Annotated in this window: 24 protein-coding genes; 23 read left to right on the top strand and 1 reads right to left on the bottom strand. The window is 61.2% G+C overall.

Going from position 1 to position 26,051, the window contains the following annotated elements:
• From bamA to ispD, 15 genes are all read left to right on the top strand, one after another.
• The coding region (bamA, locus tag IB266_RS21390; protein ID WP_192262330.1) for an outer membrane protein assembly factor BamA at positions 1–1,210 on the top strand (1,210 nt) is incomplete at its 5' end.
• A gap of 45 nt (positions 1,211–1,255) precedes the next feature.
• A complete protein-coding gene (locus IB266_RS21385; protein WP_003184901.1) occupies positions 1,256–1,759 on the top strand; it encodes an OmpH family outer membrane protein in 504 nt (167 codons plus the stop codon).
• Positions 1,760–1,762: 3 nt separating this feature from the next.
• Positions 1,763–2,818 (top strand): UDP-3-O-(3-hydroxymyristoyl)glucosamine N-acyltransferase, encoded by a 1,056-nt coding sequence (gene lpxD / locus IB266_RS21380; RefSeq protein ID WP_192262329.1) that lies wholly within the window; start codon positions 1,763–1,765, stop codon positions 2,816–2,818.
• A 105-nt stretch (positions 2,819–2,923) separates the two neighbouring features.
• Positions 2,924–3,364, top strand: a complete 441-nt coding sequence (fabZ, locus tag IB266_RS21375; protein WP_003184897.1) for a 3-hydroxyacyl-ACP dehydratase FabZ — start codon at positions 2,924–2,926, stop codon at positions 3,362–3,364.
• Entirely contained in the window at positions 3,361–4,137 is a 777-nt protein-coding gene (lpxA, locus tag IB266_RS21370; protein ID WP_192262328.1) for an acyl-ACP--UDP-N-acetylglucosamine O-acyltransferase, read from the top strand. Before fabZ ends, lpxA begins: the two co-directional genes overlap by 4 nt.
• A 2-nt stretch (positions 4,138–4,139) precedes the next feature.
• On the top strand, positions 4,140–5,270 hold the full coding sequence (gene lpxB / locus IB266_RS21365; RefSeq protein ID WP_192262327.1) for a lipid-A-disaccharide synthase: 1,131 nt from the start codon (positions 4,140–4,142) through the stop codon (positions 5,268–5,270).
• Positions 5,267–5,920, top strand: coding sequence for a ribonuclease HII (gene rnhB, locus IB266_RS21360; protein ID WP_192262326.1), 654 nt, complete (start codon positions 5,267–5,269; stop codon positions 5,918–5,920). Before lpxB ends, rnhB begins: the two co-directional genes overlap by 4 nt.
• 201 nt (positions 5,921–6,121) lie before the next feature.
• The gene (gene dnaE / locus IB266_RS21355; protein WP_060738992.1) at positions 6,122–9,643 is read left to right on the top strand and encodes a DNA polymerase III subunit alpha; all 3,522 of its coding nucleotides are present in this window, start codon (positions 6,122–6,124) and stop codon (positions 9,641–9,643) included.
• Between the two features lie 149 nt (positions 9,644–9,792).
• Positions 9,793–10,740 carry an acetyl-CoA carboxylase carboxyltransferase subunit alpha gene (locus tag IB266_RS21350; RefSeq protein WP_060738991.1) on the top strand — a complete coding sequence of 316 codons (948 nt, stop codon included), beginning with the start codon at positions 9,793–9,795 and terminating at the stop codon, positions 10,738–10,740.
• 136 nt (positions 10,741–10,876) lie between these two features.
• Entirely contained in the window at positions 10,877–12,205 is a 1,329-nt protein-coding gene (gene tilS / locus IB266_RS21345) for a tRNA lysidine(34) synthetase TilS (RefSeq protein ID WP_192262325.1), read from the top strand.
• Between the two features lie 274 nt (positions 12,206–12,479).
• Positions 12,480–14,111: a CTP synthase gene (locus IB266_RS21340; protein WP_003184880.1), complete on the top strand. Its 1,632-nt coding sequence runs from the start codon at positions 12,480–12,482 to the stop codon at positions 14,109–14,111.
• Between the two features lie 4 nt (positions 14,112–14,115).
• The gene (kdsA, locus tag IB266_RS21335; RefSeq protein ID WP_053152762.1) at positions 14,116–14,961 is read left to right on the top strand and encodes a 3-deoxy-8-phosphooctulonate synthase; all 846 of its coding nucleotides are present in this window, start codon (positions 14,116–14,118) and stop codon (positions 14,959–14,961) included.
• A gap of 246 nt (positions 14,962–15,207) precedes the next feature.
• Positions 15,208–16,497, top strand: coding sequence for a phosphopyruvate hydratase (eno, locus tag IB266_RS21330; RefSeq protein ID WP_072408299.1), 1,290 nt, complete (start codon positions 15,208–15,210; stop codon positions 16,495–16,497).
• 171 nt (positions 16,498–16,668) lie between these two features.
• Positions 16,669–16,947: a cell division protein FtsB gene (gene ftsB / locus IB266_RS21325; RefSeq protein WP_003184873.1), complete on the top strand. Its 279-nt coding sequence runs from the start codon at positions 16,669–16,671 to the stop codon at positions 16,945–16,947.
• The gene (gene ispD / locus IB266_RS21320) at positions 16,944–17,651 is read left to right on the top strand and encodes a 2-C-methyl-D-erythritol 4-phosphate cytidylyltransferase (protein WP_192262324.1); all 708 of its coding nucleotides are present in this window, start codon (positions 16,944–16,946) and stop codon (positions 17,649–17,651) included. Before ftsB ends, ispD begins: the two co-directional genes overlap by 4 nt.
• 169 nt (positions 17,652–17,820) lie before the next feature.
• Here the strand turns inward: ispD and IB266_RS21315 are convergent, their stop codons facing one another.
• Positions 17,821–18,717 carry a LysR substrate-binding domain-containing protein gene (locus tag IB266_RS21315; RefSeq protein ID WP_192262323.1) on the bottom strand — a complete coding sequence of 299 codons (897 nt, stop codon included), beginning with the start codon at positions 18,715–18,717 and terminating at the stop codon, positions 17,821–17,823.
• A gap of 107 nt (positions 18,718–18,824) precedes the next feature.
• On the opposite strand from IB266_RS21315, the gene IB266_RS21310 reads away from it, so the two are divergent.
• The 8 genes from IB266_RS21310 (at position 18,825) to rpoS (ending at position 25,948) form a co-directional block, all read left to right on the top strand.
• Positions 18,825–19,937, top strand: a complete 1,113-nt coding sequence (locus IB266_RS21310; RefSeq protein ID WP_060738985.1) for an S-(hydroxymethyl)glutathione dehydrogenase/class III alcohol dehydrogenase — start codon at positions 18,825–18,827, stop codon at positions 19,935–19,937.
• 8 nt (positions 19,938–19,945) lie between these two features.
• Entirely contained in the window at positions 19,946–20,791 is an 846-nt protein-coding gene (fghA, locus tag IB266_RS21305) for an S-formylglutathione hydrolase (RefSeq protein ID WP_192262322.1), read from the top strand.
• Positions 20,792–20,834: 43 nt separating this feature from the next.
• Positions 20,835–21,308, top strand: a complete 474-nt coding sequence (gene ispF / locus IB266_RS21300) for a 2-C-methyl-D-erythritol 2,4-cyclodiphosphate synthase (protein WP_192262321.1) — start codon at positions 20,835–20,837, stop codon at positions 21,306–21,308.
• The gene (truD, locus tag IB266_RS21295; RefSeq protein ID WP_103308750.1) at positions 21,305–22,363 is read left to right on the top strand and encodes a tRNA pseudouridine(13) synthase TruD; all 1,059 of its coding nucleotides are present in this window, start codon (positions 21,305–21,307) and stop codon (positions 22,361–22,363) included. Before ispF ends, truD begins: the two co-directional genes overlap by 4 nt.
• The gene (gene surE / locus IB266_RS21290) at positions 22,351–23,100 is read left to right on the top strand and encodes a 5'/3'-nucleotidase SurE (protein ID WP_192262320.1); all 750 of its coding nucleotides are present in this window, start codon (positions 22,351–22,353) and stop codon (positions 23,098–23,100) included. Before truD ends, surE begins: the two co-directional genes overlap by 13 nt.
• Positions 23,101–23,141: 41 nt before the next feature.
• The gene (locus tag IB266_RS21285; RefSeq protein WP_161796107.1) at positions 23,142–23,777 is read left to right on the top strand and encodes a protein-L-isoaspartate(D-aspartate) O-methyltransferase; all 636 of its coding nucleotides are present in this window, start codon (positions 23,142–23,144) and stop codon (positions 23,775–23,777) included.
• A 211-nt stretch (positions 23,778–23,988) separates the two neighbouring features.
• Positions 23,989–24,834, top strand: coding sequence for a peptidoglycan DD-metalloendopeptidase family protein (locus tag IB266_RS21280; RefSeq protein WP_192262319.1), 846 nt, complete (start codon positions 23,989–23,991; stop codon positions 24,832–24,834).
• Positions 24,835–24,940: 106 nt separating this feature from the next.
• Positions 24,941–25,948 carry an RNA polymerase sigma factor RpoS gene (gene rpoS / locus IB266_RS21275; protein ID WP_047227588.1) on the top strand — a complete coding sequence of 336 codons (1,008 nt, stop codon included), beginning with the start codon at positions 24,941–24,943 and terminating at the stop codon, positions 25,946–25,948.
• The last annotated feature ends 103 nt before the right edge of the window (positions 25,949–26,051 follow it).

Raw genomic sequence — 26,051 nt, 5'->3', positions numbered from 1 at the left:
GCGCCTGGGCTTCTTCAAGGAAGTCAACGTCGAGACACCGGCCGTGCCGGGCGTCGATGACCAGGTCGATGTGAACTACAGCGTCGAAGAGCAGGCTTCCGGCTCGATCACCGCCAGCGTCGGTTTCGCCCAGAGCGCCGGCCTGATCCTCGGTGGCTCGATCACCCAGAACAACTTCCTGGGTACCGGTAACAAGGTCAGCATCGGCTTGACCCGTAGCGAATACCAGACCCGCTATAACTTCGGTTTCGTGGACCCCTACTGGACCGCTGATGGCGTGAGCCTGGGCTACAACGCCTTCTATCGCACCACCGACTATGACGAGCTGGACTCTGACATCTCCAGCTATGCGGTGGACAGCTACGGTGTCGGCGCCAACATCGGCTACCCGATCAGCGAGACCTCGCGCCTGACCTTCGGCCTCACGGCCCAGCAGGACAAGATCAACACCGGTCGCTACACCGTCGACGAGATCTTCGATTTCGTGAACAAGGAAGGCGACAGCTACCTGAACTTCAAGGCGTCTGCCGGCTGGTCCGAGTCGACCCTGAACAAGGGCGTGCTGGCGACCCGTGGCCACTCCCAGAGCCTGGTGTTCGAAACCACCACCCCTGGCAGCGACCTGTCGTTCTTCAAGCTCGACTACCGTGGCCAGTTGTTCCAGCCGCTGTCTGACAACTACACCATGCGCCTGCACACCGAGCTGGGCTATGGTGACGGCTACGGCTCCACCGATGGCCTGCCGTTCTACGAGAACTACTACGCCGGTGGTTTCAACTCGGTACGTGGCTTCAAGGACAGTACCCTGGGCCCGCGTAGTACGCCGAGCCGGGGCAACAATCCAGGTACCATTGCCGACCCGGATCAGGATCCGCTTCCGTTCGGTGGCAACGTCCTTATCCAGGGTGGTCTGGAAGTTCTCTTCCCGATGCCGTTCGTCAAGGATCAGCGTTCCCTGCGTACCTCGGTATTCTGGGACGTGGGTAACGTATTCGACTCCAAGTGCAGCGACACTACCAACGCCAACGGCACCAGGTCCGATACTCAGTGCAACGATATCAGCCTGAGCAACCTGGCCAGTTCGGTGGGTGTGGGCGTGACCTGGGTCACCGCGCTGGGTCCCTTGAGCTTCGCGTTGGCGATGCCGATCAAGAAACCGGATGACGCTGAAACCCAAGTGTTCCAATTCTCCCTCGGCCAGACGTTCTAAGCGTCTGACCCATGACAACGACAATGGATTTTGTAGGAGTGCATCGTGCGTAAGTTGACTCAATTGGTTCTCCTGGCGACCGTACTGGTCGCCGGTCCGGCTTTTGCCGACATGAAGATTGCCGTGCTGAATTATCAGATGGCCCTGCTGGAATCCGACGCGGCGAAGAAGTACGCCGTGGATGCCGAGAAGAAATTCGGCCCGCAACTGACCAAGCTCAAAGGTCTGGAAAGCAGCGCCAAGGGCATCCAGGATCGTCTGGTCGCCGGTGGCGACAAGATGGCCCAGGGCGAGCGCGAGCGTCTGGAGCTTGAATTCAAGCAAAAGGCCCGTGACTTCCAGTTCCAGTCCAAGGAGCTGAACGAAGCGAAGGCCGTTGCCGACCGCGAAATGCTCAAGCAACTCAAGCCGAAACTCGACAGCGCAGTGGAAGAAGTCATCAAGAAGGGTGGTTTTGACCTGGTGTTCGAGCGTGGCGCAGTGATCGATGTCAAGCCTCAGTACGACATCACGCGCCAAGTGATCGAGCGCATGAATCAGCTGAAGTAATCCATGACAGCGACTATCAAGCTCGGCCAGTTGGCCGAGTTCCTCGGCGCCACCCTGCGTGGCGACCCGGAGAAGACAATTACTGGGCTAGCCACTTTGCAAGAGGCTGGCCCAGCTCAGTTGAGCTTTCTGGCAAACCCTCAATACCGCAAGTACCTGGTCGACAGCCGGGCAGCCGCGTTGTTGCTCAAGGCCGCTGATGCCGACGGGTTTGCCGGCGATGCCCTGATCGTGCCCGATCCGTACCTGGCGTATGCGCGAATTTCCCATCTGTTCGATCCCAAGCCGACATCGGCCGCCGGTATTCATCCCAGCGCCGTGATCGCCGCAGATGCCGTGGTGGACCCTACCGCCAGCGTCGGCCCGTTCGTGGTCATTGAAAGCGCGGCCCGAATCGGTGCCGGCGTCACGTTGGGCGCCCATTGCTTCATTGGCGCGCGCAGCGAGATCGGTGACGGCGGTTGGCTGGCGCCACGGGTCACCCTGTACCACGATGTGCGCATCGGCAAGCGCGTGGTGATCCAGTCCGGCGCCGTGCTGGGTGGCGAAGGGTTCGGTTTTGCCAACGAGAAAGGCATCTGGCAGAAAATCGCCCAGATCGGCGGTGTCACCATTGGCGATGACGTGGAGATCGGCGTCAACACCGCGATCGACCGCGGTGCCCTGGCCGACACGGTCATCGGCAATGGCGTCAAGCTCGACAACCAGATCCAGATCGCCCACAACGTCCAGGTCGGTGACCACACCGCCATGGCCGCCTGCGTGGGTATCTCCGGCAGCACCAAGATCGGCAAGCATTGCATGCTCGCCGGTGGCGTGGGCCTGGTGGGCCATATCGACATCTGTGACAACGTATTCCTGACCGGGATGACCATGGTGACCCACTCGATTACCGAGCCGGGTGCCTATTCTTCCGGCACAGCCATGCAACCGGCAGCCGAATGGCGCAAGAGCGCGGCGCGTATCCGCCAGCTCGACGACATCGCGCGGCGCCTCAAGCAGGTGGAAAAGCGTGTAGGGGACGTGACCCCTGGCGGTAATGCTTCATCAGATGGCTGATACCATTTCCATATCAAGTGTGCACAGCCGTTAGGGCATCTTGATTTGCTAGCGGAGTGCGCGTCACTCGTGCGCTCCCAATCTTTACATAGGCTTCCCCCCGAAATGATGGACATCAACGAGATTCGCGAATACCTGCCTCACCGTTACCCGTTCCTGCTGGTGGATCGGGTGGTGGACCTGGACGTTGAAGGCAAGCGCATTCGCGCCTATAAGAATGTCAGCATCAACGAGCCGTTCTTCAATGGTCACTTCCCCGCGCACCCAATCATGCCGGGCGTATTGATCATCGAGGCGATGGCCCAGGCTGCCGGGATCCTTGGTTTCAAAATGCTCGACGTCAAGCCTGCCGACGGCACGCTCTATTACTTCGTCGGTTCCGACAAGCTGCGCTTCCGCCAGCCGGTCACCCCGGGCGACCAGTTGATCCTCGAAGCCAAGTTCATCAGTTGCAAGCGCCAGATCTGGAAATTCGAATGCCAGGCTTCGGTCGACGGCAAGCCAGTCTGCTCCGCTGAAATCATCTGTGCGGAACGCAAACTATGAGTTTGATTGACCCTCGCGCAATCATCGATCCGACGGCCATCCTGGCCGCCGATGTCGAGGTCGGCCCGTGGTCGATTGTCGGCGCAGGTGTGGAAATCGGCGAGGGTACGGTGATCGGTCCCCACGTAATTCTCAAGGGGCCGACCCGGATTGGTCGGCACAACCGCATCTACCAGTTTTCTTCGGTAGGCGAGGACACGCCCGATCTCAAGTACAAAGGTGAAGAAACCCGTCTGGTCATCGGCGATCACAACGTGATCCGCGAAGGCGTGACGATTCACCGTGGCACCGTCCAGGATCGTTCCGAAACGACCCTGGGCGACCACAACCTGATCATGGCTTACGCACACATCGGCCATGACAGCGTGATTGGCAACCACTGCATCCTGGTCAACAACACCGCGTTGGCCGGCCATGTACACGTGGACGATTGGGCGATCCTGTCCGGGTTCACCCTGGTGCACCAGTATTGCCATATCGGCGCCCACAGCTTCTCTGGCATGGGCACCGCCATCGGCAAGGACGTCCCAGCCTATGTCACGGTGTTCGGCAACCCGGCCGAAGCCCGCAGCATGAACTTTGAAGGCATGCGCCGTCGTGGTTTCAGCGAAGAGGCGATTACGGCCCTGCGTCGTGCCTACAAGGTGGTGTACCGCCAGGGCCTGACCGTCGAACAGGCGCTCGCCGAGCTGGCCGAGGCGTCTGCGCAATACCCGGAAGTCGCGATCTTCCGCGACTCCATCCAGTCTTCGACCCGCGGCATCACTCGCTGACCATGGCTAACGTGCGCGTTGCACTGGTGGCGGGAGAGGCTTCCGGTGACATTCTGGGCGCGGGTCTGATGCGAGCGCTCAAGGCGCAGCACCCCGCGGTGGAATTCATCGGGGTCGGTGGGCCATTGATGCAGGCCGAAGGCCTGACCTCCTATTTTCCGATGGAACGCCTGTCAGTGATGGGCTTGGTTGAAGTGCTCGGTCGCCTGCGCGAGCTGCTGGCCCGGCGCAAGAAACTGATCCAGACCCTGATCGAAGAAAAACCGGATGTGTTCATCGGCATCGATGCGCCGGATTTCACCCTCAATATCGAACTCAAATTGCGTCAGGCCGGGATCAAGACCGTGCACTACGTCAGCCCGTCGGTCTGGGCCTGGCGGCAGAAGCGGGTGCTGAAGATCCGCGAAGGCTGCGACCTGATGCTGACGCTGCTGCCGTTCGAGGCCAGGTTCTACGAAGAGAAGGGCGTGCCGGTGCGGTTTGTCGGGCACACCCTGGCCGATACCATTCCCCTGGAAGCCGATCGCGAGGCGGCTCGCCAGGCGTTGGGCTTGCCCGACGGGCCGCTGGTGGCCTTGATGCCCGGTAGCCGGGGCGGCGAAGTGAGTCGCCTGGGTGGCTTGTTCTTCGACGCCGCCGAACGCCTTCGGGCGCTGCGCCCCGGTGTCCGGTTTGTCCTGCCGTGTGCCAGCCCGCAGCGCCGCGTCCAGCTGGAAGCCCTGCTGGTCGGTCGCGATTTGCCGGTGACGTTGCTCGACGGCCGTTCCCATGACGCGTTGGCGGCCTGTGATGCAGTGTTGATTGCCTCCGGCACTGCTACCCTTGAGGCGTTGTTGTACAAGCGCCCGATGGTGGTCGCCTATCGCCTGGCGCCGCTGACGTTCTGGATTCTCAAGCGCATGGTCAAGAGCCCCTACGTGTCCTTGCCGAACCTACTGGCCCAGCGCCTGTTGGTGCCGGAGCTGCTGCAGGACGACGCGACCGCCGAGGCGCTGGCCAGCACACTCTTGCCCTTGATCGACGGCGGCGAGGAGCAGACTCGTGGCTTTGACGAAATTCACCGTACCCTGCGTCGCGATGCCTCCAACCAGGCGGCTGACGCGGTACTGACCCTGATTGGCGCAAAACCATGAGCAACGTAAAGCTACAGATGGGACTGGACTTCAACCTGGTTGCCGAAGTAGAAGAACTGGTGGCCGGTGTCGATGAAGTGGGGCGCGGCCCATTGTGCGGCGCGGTGGTGACGGCGGCGGTGATTCTCGACCCGAACCGGCCGATCCTGGGGCTCAATGATTCGAAGAAGCTCACGCAAGCCCGTCGCGAAAAACTCTACGACGAAATCTGCGAGAAAGCCCTGAGCTGGTGCATCGCCCGGGCCGAAGTCGAAGAAATCGATGAACTCAATATTCTGCACGCCACCATGCTTGCCATGCAGCGTGCGGTGCAGGGCCTGCACATCACGCCGAAGCTGGCGATGATCGATGGCAATCGCTGCCCGAAACTGTCGATGCGCGCCGAAGCGGTCATCCAGGGCGACGGCAAGGTGCCGGCCATCGCGGCGGCCTCGATCCTGGCGAAGGTCAGCCGTGACCGGGAGATGAGCGCCTTCGAGTTGATCTACCCAGGCTACGGCATCGGCAGCCACAAGGGCTACCCGACCCCCGTTCATCTGGAAGCCCTGGCACGCCTGGGGCCAACGCCGATCCACCGGCGTTCGTTCGCCCCGGTGCGGCTGGCGTATGAAGCCCGTGAAGGGTTGATCGAAAGCGAGAGATTCGCCTGATTCATTGTGGCGAGGGAGCTTGCTCCCGCTTGGGGGCGAAGCGCCCATAAGAAGGGAGCTGCTGCGCAGCCCAGCGGGAGCAAGCTCCCTCGCCACGGATTCAATCACTTCAATGAGCGGTATGGGTTGCAGGCTGATGTTTTACCCAAGGCCCGGTACAATCCGGGCCTTGTTGTTTTCATGACTTAACGCAGGATCACTATGCCGGCTTCATTCGTTCATCTACGCCTGCACACTGAATACTCCCTGGTCGACGGTCTGGTGCGGATCAAGCCCCTGGTCAAGACCCTGGTGGGCATGAACATGCCTGCCGTGGCGGTTACCGACCAGAACAACATGTGCTCGCTGGTCAAGTTCTACAAGGCCGCCATGGGCGCCGGGATCAAGCCGATCTGTGGCGCCGACCTGTGGCTGTCGAACAAGGACCCGGACGCGCCGCTGAGCCGTATCAGCCTGTTGGCGATGAACGCCGTGGGTTATCGCAACCTCACCGAGCTGATCTCCCGCGGCTTTATCGATGGTCAGCGCAACGGCTCGATCATCATCGAGCGCGAGTGGGTGGCCGAGGCCAGCGAAGGGCTGATCATGCTGTCGGCGGCCAAGGAAGGTGAAATCGGCCTGGCCCTGCTCAGTGGCAATCCTGACGAAGCCGAGACCCTGGCCCGTGACTGGATGGCGGTGTTCCCGGACCGCTTCTACATCGAGGTGCAACGCACCAACCGTCCCAATGACGAAGAGCACCTGCATGCCGCCGTGGCCCTGGCCGACAGGATCGGCGCGCCGCTGGTGGCGACCAATGACGTGCGGTTCATCAAGCGGGAAGATTTCGAAGCCCACGAAACACGGGTCTGCATCGGTGAGGGCCGTGCCCTCGACGACCCGCGTCGGTCGAAGAACTACAGCGACCAGCAATACCTCAAGAGCGCCGAGGAAATGGCCGAGTTGTTCAGCGACTTGCCCGAGGCGCTGGAAAACACCGTCGAGATCGCCAAGCGCTGCAACATCGAAGTGAAGCTGGGCAAGCACTTCCTGCCCAACTTCCCGATTCCCGATGGCATGACCATCGACGAATATTTCCGCAAAGTGTCCTTCGACGGCCTCGACGAACGCCTCCGTGTCCTGTTGCCCAAGGACACCACCGAAGATTACGAAGCCAAGCGCCAGGTCTATGTCGATCGGTTGAATTTCGAGCTGGATATCATCATCCAGATGGGTTTTCCCGGTTACTTCCTGATCGTGATGGACTTCATCCAGTGGGCCAAGAGCAACGGCGTGCCGGTGGGCCCTGGCCGTGGATCGGGTGCCGGGTCGCTGGTGGCCTACGTGCAGAAGATCACCGACCTCGACCCGCTGGAATATGACCTGCTGTTCGAACGTTTCCTTAACCCGGAACGGGTATCCATGCCCGACTTCGACGTCGACTTCTGCATGGACGGCCGCGACCGGGTCATCGACTACGTGGCCGAGAAATACGGCCGCAATGCGGTAAGCCAGATCATCACCTTCGGTTCCATGGCCGCCAAGGCGGTGGTGCGTGACGTGGCGCGGGTGCAGGGCAAGTCCTACGGTCTGGCGGATCGCCTGTCGAAGATGATTCCCTTCGAAGTCGGCATGACCCTGGAGAAGGCCTATGAGCAGGAAGAAATCCTGCGGGATTTCATCAAGGTCGACGAAGAGGCCGCGGAAATCTGGGAGATGGCCCGCAAGCTCGAAGGCGTGGTGCGTAACGTCGGCAAGCACGCCGGGGGCGTGGTCATCGCGCCGACCAAGCTGACGGACTTCTCGCCGATCTATTGCGATGAAGAAGGCGACGGCCTGGTAACCCAGTTCGACAAGGACGACGTCGAGGCGGCGGGCCTGGTGAAGTTCGACTTCCTCGGCCTGCGGACCCTGACGATCATCGACTGGGCGCTGAAAACCATCAACCGCGACCGGGCCAAGGTCGGCGAAGAGCCGCTGGACATTGCCTTCATCCCACTGGATGACAAACCGACCTACAGCCTGTTGCAAAAAGCTGAAACCACGGCGGTGTTCCAGCTTGAATCCCGGGGCATGAAGGAGCTGATCAAGAAGCTCAAGCCCGACTGCCTGGAAGACCTGATCGCACTGGTGGCCCTGTTCCGTCCGGGGCCCCTGCAATCGGGCATGGTGGATGACTTCATCAACCGTAAGCACGGTCGCGCCGAGCTGGCGTACCCGCACCCGGATTATCAGTACGACGGCCTCAAGCCGGTGCTGGCCCCGACCTACGGCATCATCCTGTACCAGGAACAGGTGATGCAGATTGCCCAGGTGATGGCCGGCTACACCCTCGGCGGCGCGGACATGCTGCGTCGAGCCATGGGTAAGAAAAAGCCCGAGGAAATGGCCAAGCAGCGCGGTGGTTTCATCGAAGGTTGCGCGAACAACGGCATCGATGCGGACTTGGCGGGCAACATCTTCGACCTGGTGGAAAAATTCGCCGGCTACGGCTTCAACAAATCCCACTCCGCCGCCTATGGCCTGGTGTCGTACCAGACGGCATGGTTGAAGGCCCATTACCCGGCGCCATTCATGGCCGCGGTACTGTCGGCGGATATGCACAACACCGACAAGGTCGTGACCTTGATCGAAGAAGTGCGGACCATGAAGCTGCGCCTCGACGCACCGGACGTGAACGCTTCGGAGTTCAAGTTCACGGTGAACGACGAAGGCCGCATCATCTATGGCCTCGGCGCGATCAAGGGCGTGGGCGAGGGGCCGGTGGAAGCTATCACCGAAGCGCGCCAGGACGGGCCGTTCAAGGACCTGTTCGATTTCTGCGCGCGGGTTGACCTCAAGCGCATCAACAAGCGCACCCTCGACGGTTTGATCCGCAGTGGCGCCCTGGACCGGCTCGGGCCTTACTTCCAGGATGAGCCCAAGGCCTACCAGGCCAACATCGACCGCAACCGCGCGGTGTTGCTGGCGGCGATGGAGGAGGCGATCAAGGCCGCCGAACAGACCGCCCGTACCCACGACAGCGGCCACGCCGACCTGTTTGGCGGGCTGTTCGTCGAGGAGGACGCCGATGTCTACGGCAACCATCGCAAGGCCAAGGAGCTGACCCTCAAGGAACGCCTCAAGGGTGAAAAAGACACCCTGGGCCTCTACCTCACCGGTCACCCGATCGACGAATACGAAGGCGAGATCCGCCGCTTCGCCCGCCAGCGCATCATCGACCTCAAGCCGGCGCGCGACACCCAGACGGTCGCCGGCATGATCATCGCCCTGCGGGTGATGAAGAACAAAAAGGGCGACAAGATGGGTTTCATCACCCTCGACGACCGCTCCGGGCGCATCGAGGCCTCACTCTTCGCCGATGCGTTCCATTCGGCGCAGTCGCTGTTGCAGACCGACGCGATGGTGGTGGTGGAAGGCGAGGTCAGCAACGATGACTTCTCCGGTGGCCTGCGGTTGCGGGTCAAGCGGGTGATGAGCATGGAAGATGCCCGTACCAACCTGGCCGAGAGCCTGCGCCTGAAGCTGCAGACCCAGGACCTCAAGGGCGATCAGCTACGCTGGTTGGGCGAATTGTTCAAGCGCCATCGCGGTGCCTGTCCGATCACCATGGAGTACGTACGCCCCGATGCCAAGGCCGTGCTGCAGTTCGGCGAAGGCTGGCGGATCGATCCGGCGGATGCGTTGATTCAAGCCTTGCGTGACCAGTTCGGCAAAGACAACGTCTTCCTCCAATACCGTTGACGGCCAGGGGCCACTGTTGAAACCGGAATGCCCCTGATCTCGACCTGAATTTTTAATCTCGACCTGAACGCGCCTCTCCCTTAAGGTAGGCGCGAATAGACAACCGGCCGGCCCAAGCTCTCTTGGACGTCGACCCAAGACGGACGCCTATGAACCCGAATTTTCTAGATTTCGAACAGCCGATCGCCGACCTGCAAGCCAAGATCGAAGAGTTGCGCTTGGTCGGTAATGACAATTCGCTGAATATCGGCGATGAAATCTCTCGTCTGCAGGACAAAAGCCGCACGCTGACCGAAGACATCTTCGGCAAGCTGACCAGTTGGCAGATCGCTCGCCTGGCACGTCACCCGCGTCGTCCCTACACCCTGGACTACATCGACCACATCTTTACCGAGTTCGATGAGCTGCATGGCGACCGTCACTTCTCCGACGACGCCGCGATCGTCGGCGGCGTTGCCCGCCTGGACGAGCAGCCGGTGATGGTTATCGGTCATCAGAAAGGTCGCGAAGTCCGCGAGAAGGTGCGCCGCAACTTCGGCATGCCGCGTCCGGAAGGCTACCGCAAGGCGTGCCGCCTGATGGAGATGGCCGAGCGCTTCAAGATGCCGATCCTGACCTTCATCGACACCCCGGGCGCCTACCCGGGCATCGACGCCGAAGAGCGCAACCAGAGCGAAGCGATTGCCTGGAACCTGCGGGTCATGGCACGCCTGAAAACCCCGATCATCGCCACCGTGATTGGCGAGGGTGGTTCCGGCGGTGCGTTGGCCATCGGTGTCTGCGACCAGTTGAACATGCTGCAATATTCCACTTATGCGGTGATCTCGCCGGAAGGCTGCGCCTCGATCCTGTGGAAAACTGCCGAGAAGGCGCCGGATGCCGCCGAGGCCATGGGCATTACCGCCGAGCGTCTCAAAGGCCTGGGCATCGTCGACAAAGTGATCAACGAGCCCGTGGGCGGCGCCCACCGCGACCCGGCTGCGGCGGCGGCACTGATCCGTGCCGAGCTGAGTTCCCAGCTGTCGATGCTCAAGAAATTCGATAACGACGCGCTGCTGGCCCGTCGCTACGAGCGGTTGATGAGCTACGGTCTCTGATCCAAGCGCTGTACCCCTGTGTGGGAGCGAGCTTGCTCGCGATAACGGTTTAACATTCAACAGATAAGTTGACTGATACACCGCCAATCGCGAGCAAGCTCGCTCCCACATTTGATTTGTGTGAAGGCCAGTTTCTATGAATCAGCCCAGGATCGACCTGCCCACCCGGCTCCTCACACAACTATCCCCCTGGCGCAACGCCGCCACCTGGCGCATCGCCTTCTCCGGCGGCCTCGACTCCACCGTCCTGCTGCACCTGCTCGCGACCCTTTCGCGACACCACGCCCTGCCCGCGCTGAACGCTATCCATGTGCATCACGGCCTTCAGGCAGTGGCCGAGGCGTGGCCGGATCATTGCCGTTCGGTCTGTGCGGCCCTTGGCGTACCGCTGGACGTGGTGAATGTACAAGTGCGCCCTGGCGCCAGTATCGAACGTGCCGCCCGGGAGGCGCGTTATGGCGCGTTTGTGGCGGCCCTCCATGGCAATGAAGTGCTGCTCACTGCCCAGCATCGTGATGACCAGGCCGAAACCTTGTTGTTTCGCCTGCTGCGGGGGGCAGGGGTGAGGGGCTTGGCAGCGATGCCACGGCAGCGGCCTTTGGGTCTGGGGTATCTGCTGCGGCCTTTGCTCGAGGTGTCCCGTGCCGAGCTGCAAGCCTATGCGACGCAACAGGGCTTGAGCTGGATCGACGACCCGTCCAACGATGATCACCGGTACGCGCGCAACTACCTGCGCCAGCGGGTTTTTCCAGTGCTGGCCGCGCACTGGCCGCGAGCCTCGGCGACCCTGGCCCGAAGTGCTGCGCACATGGGCGAAGCCCAAGACTTGCTGGACGACTTGGCGCGGATCGACTTGGTCCAGGCCGTGACGCCAGATGCGTTCGACTGGCTTGGGCTGCCATCGCTGGTGCTGGCGCCGTTGCGGGCGTTGTCGTCGGCCCGTCAGCGCAACGCATTGAGCCACTGGCTGGCGCCGCTGACCCTGCTGCCCGACAGCGATCACTGGGCGGGCTGGGATTCGTTGCGCGATGCCGCGGACGATGCCCGGCCCATCTGGCGCCTGGCCGGCGGCGAGCTGCACCGGGCCGCCGGGCGGGTCTGGTGGTTATCCGACCACTGGCTACGTTCGCTGCCAGGCCCCGTCGACTGGGCAGATCCGGCGCTGCCGCTGCGCTTGCCGGGCAACGGTCAGGTGGTGCTTATCGGCCAGCCGCCTGCGGGGCCGCTTAGCGTGCGCTATCGTCAAGGCGGCGAGGTGCTGGCGTTAGCGAGTCGTGGTCATCGTGATCTCAAGCGTTTGCTCAATGAAAAGGGCGTGCCGGCGTTCGTTCGCGGCCGATTGCCGCTGCTCTATCAAGGTGAGCAATTGCTGGCGGTGGCCAACCTGGCCGGGCTCGATGCACGAGCTGATGGCAGTTGGCGATTGATCTGGACGCCAGGAAACCAAGATCTGGGTTTGAGCTGAAAGGGGCTTTCCGGTAGACTACGCTCCCTTCTTGATACAACTTCTGTGGATTCGCCTGAATTGCAGGAGTTGCCGATTACCAAGCAGTCTTTGCTGGGCGATTCCAAAAAATGTGTAGCGAGCAACGTACCGGTGATTTCACTTCCGGTCTGTCCCAACGCGGCGGTTTTTTTGAAAGGTGCACTGTGATTAATGCAGGTGATCGGGGGCTTCGGCCTTCCTTCGCTTTCCCCGGCGGCTCGGACCGCTTTAACGCAGACTTCTAGGGTTTTTCATGACGCGCTACATATTCGTCACGGGCGGTGTTGTTTCTTCATTGGGGAAAGGCATTGCCTCGGCTTCATTGGCGGCCATCCTGGAGGCGCGGGGACTTAAGGTCACCATGCTCAAGCTGGACCCGTACATCAACGTCGACCCGGGCACCATGAGCCCGTTCCAGCACGGTGAAGTGTTCGTCACCCACGACGGCGCCGAGACCGACCTGGACCTGGGCCACTACGAGCGGTTCATCCGCACGACCATGACCCAGAACAACAACTTCACCACCGGCCGTGTCTACGAACACGTGCTGCGCAAGGAGCGTCGTGGTGACTACCTGGGCGCGACCATCCAGGTCATCCCGCACATCACCGACGAAATCAAGCGCCGCATCATCAAGGGTGCCGGCGACGCCGACGTGGCGATGGTCGAAATCGGCGGGACCGTGGGCGATATCGAGTCCCAGCCGTTCCTCGAAGCCATCCGCCAGCTGCGTTTCGAAATCGGCGCCAAGCGCGCGATGCTGATGCACCTGACCCTGGTCCCGTACATCGCCACTGCTGGCGAAACCAAGACCAAGCCGACCCAGCACTCGGTCAAGGAACTGCGTTCCATCGGCCTGCAGCCGGACGTGCTGATCTGCCGCTCCGATCACCCGATCGACATCTCGTCGCGTCGCAAGATCGCCCAGTTCACCAACGTTGAAGAGCGCGCGGTCATCGGCCTGGAAGACGCCGACACCATCTACAAGATCCCGGGCATCCTGCACTCCCAGGGCCTGGACGATTTCGTCGTCGAGCGCTTCGGCCTGCAGTGCGCCGGTGCCGACCTGTCCGAATGGGACGCCGTGGTCGATGCCAAGCTCAACCCGGAGCACGAAGTCACCATCGCCATGGTCGGCAAGTACATGGAGTTGCTGGACGCCTACAAGTCGCTGATCGAGGCGATGAGTCACGCCGGTATCAGCAACCGCACCAAGGTCAACCTGCGCTACATCGATTCCGAAGACATCGAGAACCAGGGCACCGGCCTGCTCGAAGGCGCCGATGCGATCCTCGTGCCGGGCGGTTTCGGCCTGCGGGGCGTGGAAGGCAAGATCACCGCCGTGCAATACGCTCGCGAAAACAAGGTGCCTTACCTGGGGATCTGCCTGGGCATGCAAGTGGCGGTCATCGAGTTCGCCCGTAACGTGCTGGGCTGGAAAGACGCCAACTCCACCGAATTCGATCGCGCCAGCGGCCACCCGGTCGTGGGCCTGATCACCGAGTGGGAAGATGCCACCGGTGCCGTGGAAGTGCGCACCGAAAGCTCGGACCTGGGCGGCACCATGCGTCTGGGTGCCCAGGAATGCCTGCTCGAAGCCGGCTCCAAGGTGCACGATTGCTACGCCAAGGATGTGATCGTCGAGCGTCACCGTCATCGCTACGAAGTGAACAACAACCTGCTGCCGCAACTGATCGAGGCCGGCCTGAAAATCTCCGGTCGTTCCGGTGACGGCGCGCTGGTGGAAGTGGTCGAGTCCCCGGACCATCCGTGGTTCGTCGCCTGCCAGTTCCACCCCGAGTTCACCTCGACGCCACGGGACGGTCATCCGTTGTTCAGCGGTTTCGTGAAGGCCGCGTTGGCTCAACACCAGAAAAAGGCATAAGACGATGGCCCAGAAGATCATCCGCGTCGGCGACATCGAGATTGCCAACGACAAGCCCATGGTGCTGTTCGGCGGCATGAACGTGCTGGAAAGCCGCGACATGGCGATGCAGGTCTGCGAGGAGTACGTGAAGGTCACCCAGAAACTGGGTATCCCTTACGTGTTCAAGGCCAGCTTCGACAAGGCCAACCGTTCGTCCGTGACCTCCTACCGTGGCCCGGGCCTGGAAGAAGGCATGCGGATCTTCCAGGACATCAAGCAAGCCTTTGGTGTGCCGATCATCACCGACGTCCACGAGCCTGCCCAGGCCGCGGTCGTCGCCGAGGTCTGCGACATCATTCAGTTGCCGGCCTTCCTGTCGCGCCAGACCGACCTGGTGGTGGCGATGGCCAAGACCGGTGCGGTGATCAACATCAAGAAAGCCCAGTTCCTCGCGCCCCAGGAAATGAAGCACATCCTGAGCAAGTGCGAAGAGGCCGGCAATGACCAGTTGATCCTCTGCGAGCGTGGTTCGAGCTTCGGCTATAACAACCTGGTGGTGGACATGCTCGGCTTCGGCATCATGAAGCAGTTCGAATACCCGGTGTTCTTCGACGTGACCCACGCCTTGCAGATGCCCGGCGGTCGTTCCGACTCCGCCGGCGGTCGTCGCGCCCAGGTTACCGATCTGGCCAAGGCGGGCATGAGCCAGTCCCTGGCCGGCCTGTTCCTCGAAGCTCACCCCGATCCGGACAACGCCAAGTGCGACGGCCCTTGTGCCTTGCGCTTGAACAAGCTGGAACCTTTCCTGTCTCAGCTCAAGGCATTGGATGAGCTGGTCAAGGGTTTTCCGACGATAGAAACCGCGTAACGCGGTTTTCTCCGGTAAAGTACCGCTCGATTATCGCTCTGGCCTGCTGGCCGCACTGCTCTTGTGGGAGCATGGCCTGCGATGGTGTCCTTCAGGGCTCCTCGTCGGCAAGCCTTGCTCTTTGTGGCGAGGGAGCTTGCTCCCGCTGGAGTGCGAAGCGCTCCCATCCAGGCGCTTGGCTGCTTCGCAGCTGAGCGCGAGCAAGTTTTCTGCAACGTTCTAGTCAACTTTGGAGTGTTTACAACAATGGCAAAAATCGTCGACATCAAAGGTCGTGAAGTTCTCGACTCCCGCGGCAACCCCACTGTTGAAGCGGACGTGCTTCTCGACAACGGTATCATCGGCAGCGCCTGCGCGCCGTCCGGTGCTTCCACTGGCTCGCGCGAAGCGCTGGAGCTGCGTGATGGCGACAAGAGCCGTTACCTGGGCAAGGGCGTGCTCAAAGCCGTCGCCAACATCAACGGTCCGATCCGTGAACTGTTGCTGGGCAAGGACCCTGCCGACCAGAAAGCCCTCGATCACGCGATGATCAAGCTCGACGGTACTGAAAACAAAGCCACCCTGGGCGCCAACGCGATCCTCGCCGTGTCCCTGGCCGCTGCCAAGGCCGCAGCCCAGGACCAGGACCTGCCGCTGTACGCCCACATCGCCAACCTCAACGGTACCCCGGGTGTCTACTCGATGCCGGTGCCGATGATGAACATCATCAACGGCGGCGAGCATGCCGATAACAACGTCGACATTCAGGAATTCATGGTGCAGCCGGTTGGCGCCAAGACCTTCTCCGAAGGCCTGCGCATGGGCACCGAGATTTTCCACCACCTCAAGGCCGTGCTGAAGGCCCGTGGCCTGAGCACTGCCGTTGGCGACGAAGGCGGTTTCGCACCGAACCTGGCGTCCAACGAAGACGCGCTGAAAGTGATCTCCGAAGCCGTGGCCAACGCTGGCTACAAACTGGGTACCGACGTGACCCTGGCCCTGGACTGCGCCGCCAGCGAGTTCTTCGAAGACGGCAAGTACAACCTGTCCGGCGAAGGCCAGGTGTTCACCGCCGAAGGTTTCGCCGACTACCTCAAGGGCCTGACCGAACGTTATCCGATCATCTCCATCGAAGACGGTCTGGACGAGTCCGACTGGGCTGGCTGGAAAATCCTCACCGACAAAATCGGCGAGAAGACCCAACTGGTGGGTGACGACCTGTTCGTGACCAACACCAAGATCCTGAAAGAAGGCATCGACAAGAAGATCGCCAACTCGATCCTGATCAAGTTCAACCAGATCGGCACCCTGACCGAAACCCTGGAAGCCATCCAGATGGCCAAGGCCGCCGGCTATACCGCCGTGATCTCCCACCGCTCCGGTGAAACCGAAGACTCGACCATTGCCGACCTGGCCGTGGGCACTGCGGCGGGCCAGATCAAGACCGGTTCGCTGTGCCGTTCCGACCGCGTTTCCAAGTACAACCAACTGCTGCGTATCGAAGAGCAATTGAATGGCAAGGCCAAGTACAACGGTCGCGCCGAGTTTCGCGGCTAAGCGGTAAATGGTAAAAAGACAGCGGGTTTGGTCGCAAAGTCGCCCATGGTGGCGGTTTTGCCTCTAATCTGATGCCTTATCAAGCACAAGCCTGGTTCTTCCAGGCTTCGTGCTATCAGACGCTTCAAAGTTTGGCATGGCGGTCTTTTTTCACTGGATACCTGATATTCGATGCGCAGTCCCAATTGGTTGTTTCTTGTCTTGCTCCTGTTGCTGGCCGGCCTGCAGTACCGCTTGTGGGTGGGCAATGGCAGCTTGGCGCAAGTGGCCGACCTGACTCAGCAAATTGCCGACCAACACGCCGAAAACGAGGCGCTGCTGGAGCGTAATCGGGTGATGGACGCCGAAGTGACAGAGTTGAAAAAAGGCATGGAGACCGTTGAAGAGCGGGCTCGACATGAACTGGGCATGGTCAAGGAGGGCGAAACCCTCTACCAGTTGGCCCAATGAGTATGCGTTTGCCGGCCTTCTGGGCCGTGATTCCTGCCGCGGGCGTTGGCGCCCGGATGGCCGCCGACCGTCCCAAGCAATACCTGCAACTGGGCGGACGCACAATTCTCGAACACAGCCTCGGCTGTTTCCTCGACCATCCCACCGTCAAGGGTGTGGTGGTCAGCCTTGCACACGATGATCCTTACTGGCCGACCCTGGCCTGCGCCAGCGACACACGTATCCAGCGTGTCGACGGTGGCGAGCAACGTTCGGATTCGGTGCTCAATGCCTTGCTGCATCTGCACGGGCAGGGCGCCGACGATCACGATTGGGTGTTGGTCCACGATGCCGCACGGCCCAACCTGAGCCGGGATGACCTGGACACATTGCTCAGCGAGTTGGCGAACGACCCGGTCGGCGGCCTGCTGGCCGTTCCGGCGCGTGACACTCTCAAGCGCGTCGACAAGCATGGCCGCGTGCTGGAAACTGTTGATCGCAGCGTGATCTGGCAAGCCTACACGCCGCAGATGTTCCGCCTCGGTGCCTTGCACCGAGCCCTGGCCGACAGCCTGGTGGCGGATGCGGTGATTACCGACGAAGCATCCGCCATGGAATGGGCGGGGCAGGCGCCTCGGTTGATCGAGGGGCGTTCGGATAACATCAAGGTCACCCGGCCGGAGGACCTGGAGTGGTTGCGCCAGCGTTGGGCGAATCGGCATTAAGCGGGATATGTTCCCTCGTTAGATCGTCATCATCTGGGCCGGCGCCATCGCGAGCAAGCTCGCTCCCACAATGGACCGGTGTGAACACTTGCCCATCATTCGACGATAAACCCCTGTGGGAGCGAGCTTGCTCGCGATAGCAATCGTTCAGGCAATATAAAATTCACTGTCATCCCCGATACTCCGGCCGCTGCGCCAACCCATCCTTCAAATACTCCACCAACTTGCGCACCTTCGGCGACAGATGCCGCTGCTGTGGATACAACGCCCACACCGCCGTATTCGGCGGCTGATGGGCTTCCAACAGCGAGATCAACGCACCACTGTGCAGATGCTCCAGCACGTAATAATCCGGCAACTGACACAACCCCACCCCTTGCAACGCCGCATCGAGCACCGCTTGCCCACTGTTGCAGCGCCAGTTTCCCTGCACCCGTTGGGAAAATTCCCGCCCGTTCTGCTCCAGTTGCCAAATGTCGGAGCTGCCGATCAGACAATTGTGGCGGCTCAGTTCCGACACGCTGTGGGGCCGGCCGTAGCGTTCCAGGTAAGAGGGTGAGGCGCACACGTACATGCGCCGGGGCGCCAGGCGCGTGGCGACGAGACGGGAGTCCTGCAAGCGACCCAGGCGAATCGCCAGGTCCAGGCTCTCATGCACCAGGTCCAGCGGGCGATTGCTCAGCTCGATGTCGACCCGCAACTGCGGGTAGAGCCCCATGAACCGCGTCACCAGTGGCACGATAAACCGTTCGCCATAGGCCACGGCACAGGTCATGCGGAGCATGCCCTTGGGTTCGCTGGTCAGGTCGCCGACGGCTCGCAGTGCTTCTTCGCGTCCATCCTGCAGACGCTGGCAATGCTGCAAAAAAGTTTGTCCGGCTTCGGTCAGGGTCACCCGGCGGGTGCTGCGGTACAGCAAGCGTGTCTGTAGACGCTCTTCGAGTCGTACGATTTGTCGACTGATATGGGAGGAGGAAACCCCGAGACGCTCGGCCGCAGCGGTGAATTGGCTGCATTCGGCCACGGCCACAAATTCGTCGATGCCTTCCCAGCGGTTATCGGACATGGAGGATTATCCCTGTACAGCAATAATGTTTTGCTTTTGGCTGGATTATTCATTGTCCGGCGGAGGATTACACTCCCGGTCTTGTATTTATTTGCTGGAGTACCGGAATGATCAAGTCGCGCGCTGCCGTTGCCTTCGAGGCCAAGAAACCCCTGGAAATCGTTGAAGTCGACGTCGCCATGCCCAAGGCGGGCGAGGTGCTGTTGCGCGTGGTGGCTTCGGGTGTCTGCCACACCGACGCCTATACCTTGTCGGGTGCCGACCCGGAAGGGATCTTCCCGTCGATCCTCGGCCATGAAGGCGGTGCCATTGTCGAAGCCATTGGCGAAGGCGTGACTTCGGTGGCGGTGGGCGACCATGTGATCCCGCTGTACACGCCGGAGTGCGGCCAGTGCAAATTCTGTAAGTCGGGCAAGACCAACCTCTGCCAGGCGATTCGCGCCACCCAGGGCAAAGGCCTGATGCCGGATGGCACTTCGCGTTTTTCCTACAAGGGCGAGACGATTTTCCACTACATGGGCACGTCGACGTTCTCCGAGTACACCGTGCTGCCGGAAATCTCCGTGGCGAAGATTCCAAAAGAAGCGCCGCTGGAAAAAGTCTGCCTGCTGGGTTGTGGCGTCACCACTGGTATCGGCGCGGTGCTCAACACCGCCAAGGTCAAGCCGGGTGACACCGTGGCGATCTTCGGCCTGGGCGGCATCGGCCTGTCGGCCGTGATCGGCGCCGTGAAGGCCAAGGCCGCGCGGATCATCGCCATCGACATCAACCCGGCCAAGTTCGAAATCGCCAAGCAACTGGGCGCCACCGATTGCGTCAACCCGAAAGACTTCGACCGTCCGATCCAGGAAGTCATCGTCGACATGACCGATGGCGGCGTGGACTTCTCCTTCGAATGCATCGGCAATGTCCAGTTGATGCGCGCCGCGCTGGAATGCTGCCACAAGGGCTGGGGCGAGTCGGTGATCATCGGCGTGGCCGGGGCCGGGCAGGAAATCGCTACCCGTCCATTCCAGTTGGTGACCGGGCGCGTCTGGCGCGGTTCGGCCTTTGGCGGCGTACGCGGGCGCAGCGAATTGCCAAGCTACGTGGAAATGGCCGAGAAGGGTGAGATCCCGCTGGATACCTTCATCACCCACACCATGGGCTTGGAAGATATCAACAAGGCGTTCGACCTGATGCATGAAGGCAAGAGCATCCGCACCGTTATCCATTTCTGAGGTCGGTCATGAGTCTGGAAAACATTTCTTGCCAGAAAAGCTTTGGCGGCTGGCACAAGCGCTACCGGCACCGTTCCGAGGTGCTTGGTTGTGACATGGTGTTTGCCGTGTACCTGCCACCGCAAGCCGAGCAGGGCGGCAAGTTGCCGGTGCTGTATTGGCTGTCCGGGCTGACCTGCACCGACGAGAACTTCATGCAAAAGGCCGGCGCCCAGCGCATGGCCGCCGAGCTGGGCCTGATCATCGTCGCGCCGGACACCAGCCCTCGTGGTGCCGACGTGCCGGGCGATCCGGACAATGCCTGGGACTTCGGCCTGGGGGCGGGCTTTTATCTGAACGCCACGCAGGATCCGTGGGCGCGGCACTATCGGATGCATGACTACGTGGTGCAGGAATTGCCGGCGCTGGTCGAAGCGCATTTCCCGGCTTCGGATAAACGCGGCATCAGTGGCCACTCCATGGGCGGTCACGGTGCGCTGGTCTGCGCCTTGCGCAACCCGGGGCGTTACGGTTCGGTGTCGGCTTTTTCGCCGATCAACAATCCAATGGATTGCCCTTGGGGCCAGAAGGCGTTCTCCCGCTACTTGGGAGAAGACCGCTCGAAATGGCGGGAATGGGATGCCTGTGCATTGATTGCCGAGGCGCAGGAGAAGCTGCCATTGCTGGTGGACCAAGGCGATCGCGATGATTTCCTGGCCAACCAACTCAAGCCCGAAGCCTTGCAACAGGCGGCCAAGTCCGCCGGCCATCCGTTGGAGCTGCGCCTGCAACCGGGCTACGACCACAGCTACTTCTTCATCGCCAGCTTCATTGACGACCACTTGCAGCATCATGCGCGCGCTCTAAACGCCTAATGCAGGTAGAATCACGCCCTGACAAAAATCGGGGCGTTTTTTTATGCGTATTGGCCACGGCTACGATGTTCACCGTTTCGCTGAAGGCGACTTCATTACTCTGGGCGGCGTGCGGATCGCACACGGCTTCGGGCTGCTCGCGCATTCTGACGGTGATGTCCTGCTGCATGCCTTGAGCGATGCCTTGCTCGGCGCCGCGGCGCTGGGTGACATCGGCAAGCACTTCCCCGACACCGACCCGCAATTCAAGGGCGCCGACAGCCGCGTGCTGCTGCGCCATGTGGTCTCGCTGATCCATGCCAAGGGCTGGAAAGTCGGCAATGTCGACAACACCATTGTCGCCCAGGCGCCCAAGATGGCGCCGCACATCGAGTCGATGCGTCGCCTGATCGCCGAGGATCTTCAAGTTGAGCTGGACCAAGTGAACGTCAAGGCCACCACCACCGAAAAGCTTGGCTTCGTCGGCCGTGAAGAAGGCATCGCCGTCCATTCCGTTGCCTTGTTGCTGCGCCCATGACCGAACTGGAACTGTTGGGGCCGCGTGCCTACGGCCCATCGCTGGGCAGCGCGGTCCTCAAGGCCACCGCTGAAGATTTCCAGGTCGACGAAGTGCTCGATATCCCGTTGACGGGCGATGGCGAGCATTTGTGGATCTGGGTAGAAAAGCGCGGCCTGAACACTGAAGAGGCCGCCCGGCGCATCGCCAAGGCCGCCGGCGTGCCGTTGCGCACCGTCAGCTACGCCGGGCTCAAGGATCGCCAGGCCCTGACCCGCCAGTGGTTCAGCGTCCAACTGCCGGGCAAGGCCGATCCCGACCTGTCGGCGGCGCAGAACGACACGCTGAAGATCCTCAAGACCGGCCGGCATCGACGCAAGCTGCAACGTGGCGCGCACTCGGCCAATGGCTTCACCCTGCGCCTGACCCAGTTCAAGGGGGACGTGGCCGCCATCGAGGCGCGGCTGCAACAGATCATGCGCCAGGGCATCCCCAATTATTTCGGCGCCCAGCGCTTCGGCCATGACGGCGGCAATGTCGCCGATGCCCGTGCCTGGGCCGCGCGCAAGGCCTTGCCGGAACAGCGCAATGTGCGCTCGCGACTGTTGTCCACCGCCCGCAGCTTCCTGTTCAACCGGGTGCTGGCGGCGCGGGTCGCCGATGGCACCTGGCAACAAGCGCAGGTCGGCGACTTGCTGGCCTTCACTGACAGCCGCAGTTTTTTCCCGGCCGGTGAGGCTGAATGCAGCGATCCACGCCTGGCGATCCTCGATCTGCATCCGACCGGGCCGCAGTGGGGCGAGGGGCCATCGCCTGCCGCTGGCGCGACCTTTGAGTTGGAGCAGGCCATCGCCGAGGGCGAGGCCGATCTGCGGGACTGGTTGATAAACGCGGGAATGAGTCACGAACGTCGCATCCTGCGACTGCCCATTGGCGGGCTGTCGTGGCATTATCCCCAGCCTGACATTCTGCAATTGGAATTCGTCCTGCCGGCCGGATGTTTCGCCACTGTCTTGGTGCGCGAACTCGTCGATCTGGTGCCGGTGGGGCAGACGGACAGCCCATGCGTATTCTGATTTCTAACGACGACGGGGTGACAGCACCCGGTCTTGCCGCGCTTTATGCTGCGCTGGCGGATTTTGCCGAGTGCGTGGTAATCGCTCCGGACCAGGACAAAAGCGGCGCCAGCAGCTCGCTGACGCTCGACCGTCCGTTGCACCCTTGCTATCTGGATAACGGTTTCATCAGCCTCAACGGGACCCCGACCGATTGCGTGCACCTGGGTATCAACGGGTTGCTGGAACGAGCACCGGACATGGTGGTGTCGGGCATCAACCTGGGCGCCAACCTGGGCGATGACGTGCTGTATTCCGGCACGGTCGCCGCTGCCCTGGAAGGTCGCTTCCTGGGGAAAACGTCGTTCGCCTTTTCCTTTGTTTCACGCCAGGTCGACAACTTGCCGACCGCCGCCTACTTCGCCCGTAAGTTGGTCGAAGCCCACGGTGCGCTGGACCTGCCGCCACGTACGGTGTTGAACGTGAATATCCCGAATCTGCCGCTCGATCATATCCGTGGCATCCAGCTCACGCGCCTGGGCCACCGCGCCCGCGCTGCCAGGCCCATGCACGTGGTCGACCCACGCGGCAAGGCCGGCTACTGGATCGCCGCCGCCGGGGATGCGGAGGACGGAGGGCCGGGCACCGACTTCCATGCGGTGATGCAAGGTTATGTCTCGATCACGCCGTTGCAGTTCGATCGCACCTTCAATGACGCCTTTCGAAACCTCGATGGCTGGCTGGAGGGGCTGCGCTGATGGCTCGTGAGCAAGACGATATGATGCGCCGCGGGATTGGCATGACCTCCCAGCGGACCCGTGAACGACTGATCCAGCGTCTCTACGAAGAGGGGCTGTCCAACGCCCAGGTGTTGGAGGTGATTCGCCGCACGCCGCGGCACCTGTTCGTCGATGAAGCCCTGGCCCATCGCGCCTATGAAGACACGGCGTTGCCCATCGGCCACAACCAGACCATTTCCCAGCCGTACATGGTGGCCCGCATGAGCGAGTTGCTGCTGGAGGCGGGGCCGCTGGACAAGGTGCTGGAGATCGGGACCGGTTCGGGTTACCAGACGGCGGTGTTGTCGCAGTTGGTCGAGCGGGTGTTTTCCGTCGAGCGGATCAAGGTGCTGCAGGATCGCGCCAAGGAACGCCTGGTGGAGCTGAACCTGCGCAACGTGGTGTTTCGTTGGGGCGATGGCTGGGAAGGGTGGCCGGCCTTGGCGCCATACAACGGCATCATCGTGACCGCGGTGGCCACCGACGTGCCCCAGGCCCTGCTGGATCAGCTCGCCCCTGGTGGACGGCTGGTCATTCCCGTGGGCGCCGGTGAAGTCCAGCAATTGATGCTGATCGTGCGCGAAGAACACGGTTTTTCGCGACACGTCCTGGGAGCGGTGCGGTTCGTGCCGTTGCTCAATGGACCGTTGGCCTGAGCATTTATAAACAGGCGCTGAATTCCGTGGCCAAGCCTGTGTCTTACAGCGGCACCGATTCGCTGAACAGAGCCCAATGGCGTCGAGCAAACGTGTGCGGCGGCGCGTTGCGCTTCATTAATAGAGGCGCAGTCGTTGCCAGCTATATTTGTATGAACGCTGCCTGGACAGGCAGCCTCCAATTTTTCAGCCACCACAAAGGGAGCGGCGGGTGAGTCTCACAGTCATTGCGCAGCGTATGGGTATCACGAGCTTTCAGCGCCTGGTGACTGGCCTTGTCTTGAGCACTTTGCTGGTCGGTTGTTCCAGTACGCCGTCGAGCAATGTCCGGGTTGTCGATCGCAACAGCGCAACACCTCAACGTCCTACGGTAACGACCGGCCAATATGTAGTCCGTCGCGGCGATACGCTGTTTTCCATCGCTTTTCGCTACGGCTGGGACTACAAGGCCCTCGCGGCGCGCAACAACATTCCTGCGCCTTATACGATTCACCCCGGTCAGACGATTCGCTTCGATGGCCGTAGCGGTTCAACGCCTACCGCGGTGGTGACACAGTCCGGTTCGACGGCTTCGTCGTCGAGCAAAACCACTGTCATTCGCCGGCCGGCGGGGTCTGGGGCAGCGGTAATACCGTCCGTCGCGAGCAAACCGGCCCCTGCTCCGATGCCTCCTGCAGGTCCCGCCCCGACTGGCTGGGGATGGCCTTCTAATGGCGTTCTCATTGGAAAATTCTCTTCAAACGGTAGTTTGAATAAAGGAATTGATATCGCCGGGGATTTGGGACAGCCTGTTTTAGCCGCGTCTGATGGCACGGTTGTGTACGCCGGGAGTGGTTTGAGGGGCTACGGCGAACTCGTGATCATCAAACACAGCGATACCTACGTCAGTGCCTACGGTCACAACCGCAGGCTGTTGGTTCGGGAGGGGCAGCAGGTCAAGGTCGGACAGACAATTGCCGAAATGGGATCAACGGGAACGGACCGGGTGAAACTGCACTTTGAGATTCGCCGACAAGGTAAACCAGTCGATCCGCTGCAATTCCTGCCACGTCGTTGATTTGATTGTCAGCCTGTTCCGTCACGTAGAGGGAACAGGCTCCAGCGTTGCCAAGGATAAAGGCGTCGCTTGAGCTTGAGGTCGAACTCACCAAAGGACTATAACAATGGCTCTCAGTAAAGAAGTGCCGGAGTTTGACATCGACGATGAGGTTCTCCTTATGGAGACCGGCATCGCTATGGATTCGATGTCGAATGATGAAGGGGCGACTCCACCTTCCGTTCGTGCCAAATCCAGACACTCCGCTTCACTTAAACAACATAAGTACATCGATTACACCCGGGCGCTCGACGCAACCCAGTTGTACCTCAATGAAATCGGTTTCTCGCCACTGCTCTCCCCCGAGGAAGAAGTTCATTTTGCGCGGCTGTCGCAAAGTGGCGACCCGGCCGGTCGAAAACGCATGATTGAAAGCAACTTGCGCCTGGTGGTGAAAATCGCCCGACGCTACGTCAATCGTGGGCTTTCGCTGCTGGACCTGATCGAAGAGGGCAACCTGGGCCTGATTCGCGCCGTCGAGAAATTCGACCCCGAGCGCGGCTTCCGCTTCTCGACCTACGCGACCTGGTGGATCCGCCAGACCATCGAACGGGCGATCATGAACCAGACCCGGACGATCCGGTTGCCGATTCATGTGGTCAAGGAACTGAACGTCTACTTGCGGGCCGCCCGCGAGTTGACCCAGAAACTCGACCATGAACCGTCACCCGAGGAAATCGCCAACCTGCTGGAAAAACCGGTGGGTGAGGTCAAGCGCATGCTTGGGCTCAACGAGCGGGTCTCCTCGGTGGACGTTTCCCTGGGGCCGGACTCGGATAAAACCTTGCTGGACACCCTCACCGATGATCGACCTACCGATCCATGCGAGCTGTTGCAGGACGATGACCTGTCCCAGAGCATCGACCAGTGGCTTTCGGAGCTGACCGACAAGCAACGGGAAGTGGTGATCCGCCGCTTCGGCTTGCGGGGGCATGAAAGCAGCACCCTTGAAGATGTAGGCCTGGAGATTGGTTTGACCCGTGAACGGGTCAGGCAGATCCAGGTGGAAGGCCTCAAGCGTCTCCGGGAGATCCTGGAGAAGAATGGCCTGTCGAGTGAGTCGCTGTTTCAATAACCCGATTGCAGCGCAGCAAGAAAAGCCCCGACTGGTTCGGGGCTTTTCCGTTTCCGAAGGGGTGTTTTTCCAGGGCCGCTCTATTTGTAGGTTCGACTTGTAA

It is taken from the genome of Pseudomonas sp. Pdm06 (genome assembly GCF_014851795.1).
GTDB classification, from domain to species: Bacteria; Pseudomonadota; Gammaproteobacteria; order Pseudomonadales; family Pseudomonadaceae; genus Aquipseudomonas; species Aquipseudomonas fluorescens_AA.
Note: the sequence above shows the minus strand (reverse complement) of the source record. Positions and strands in the feature narration are given on the sequence as shown.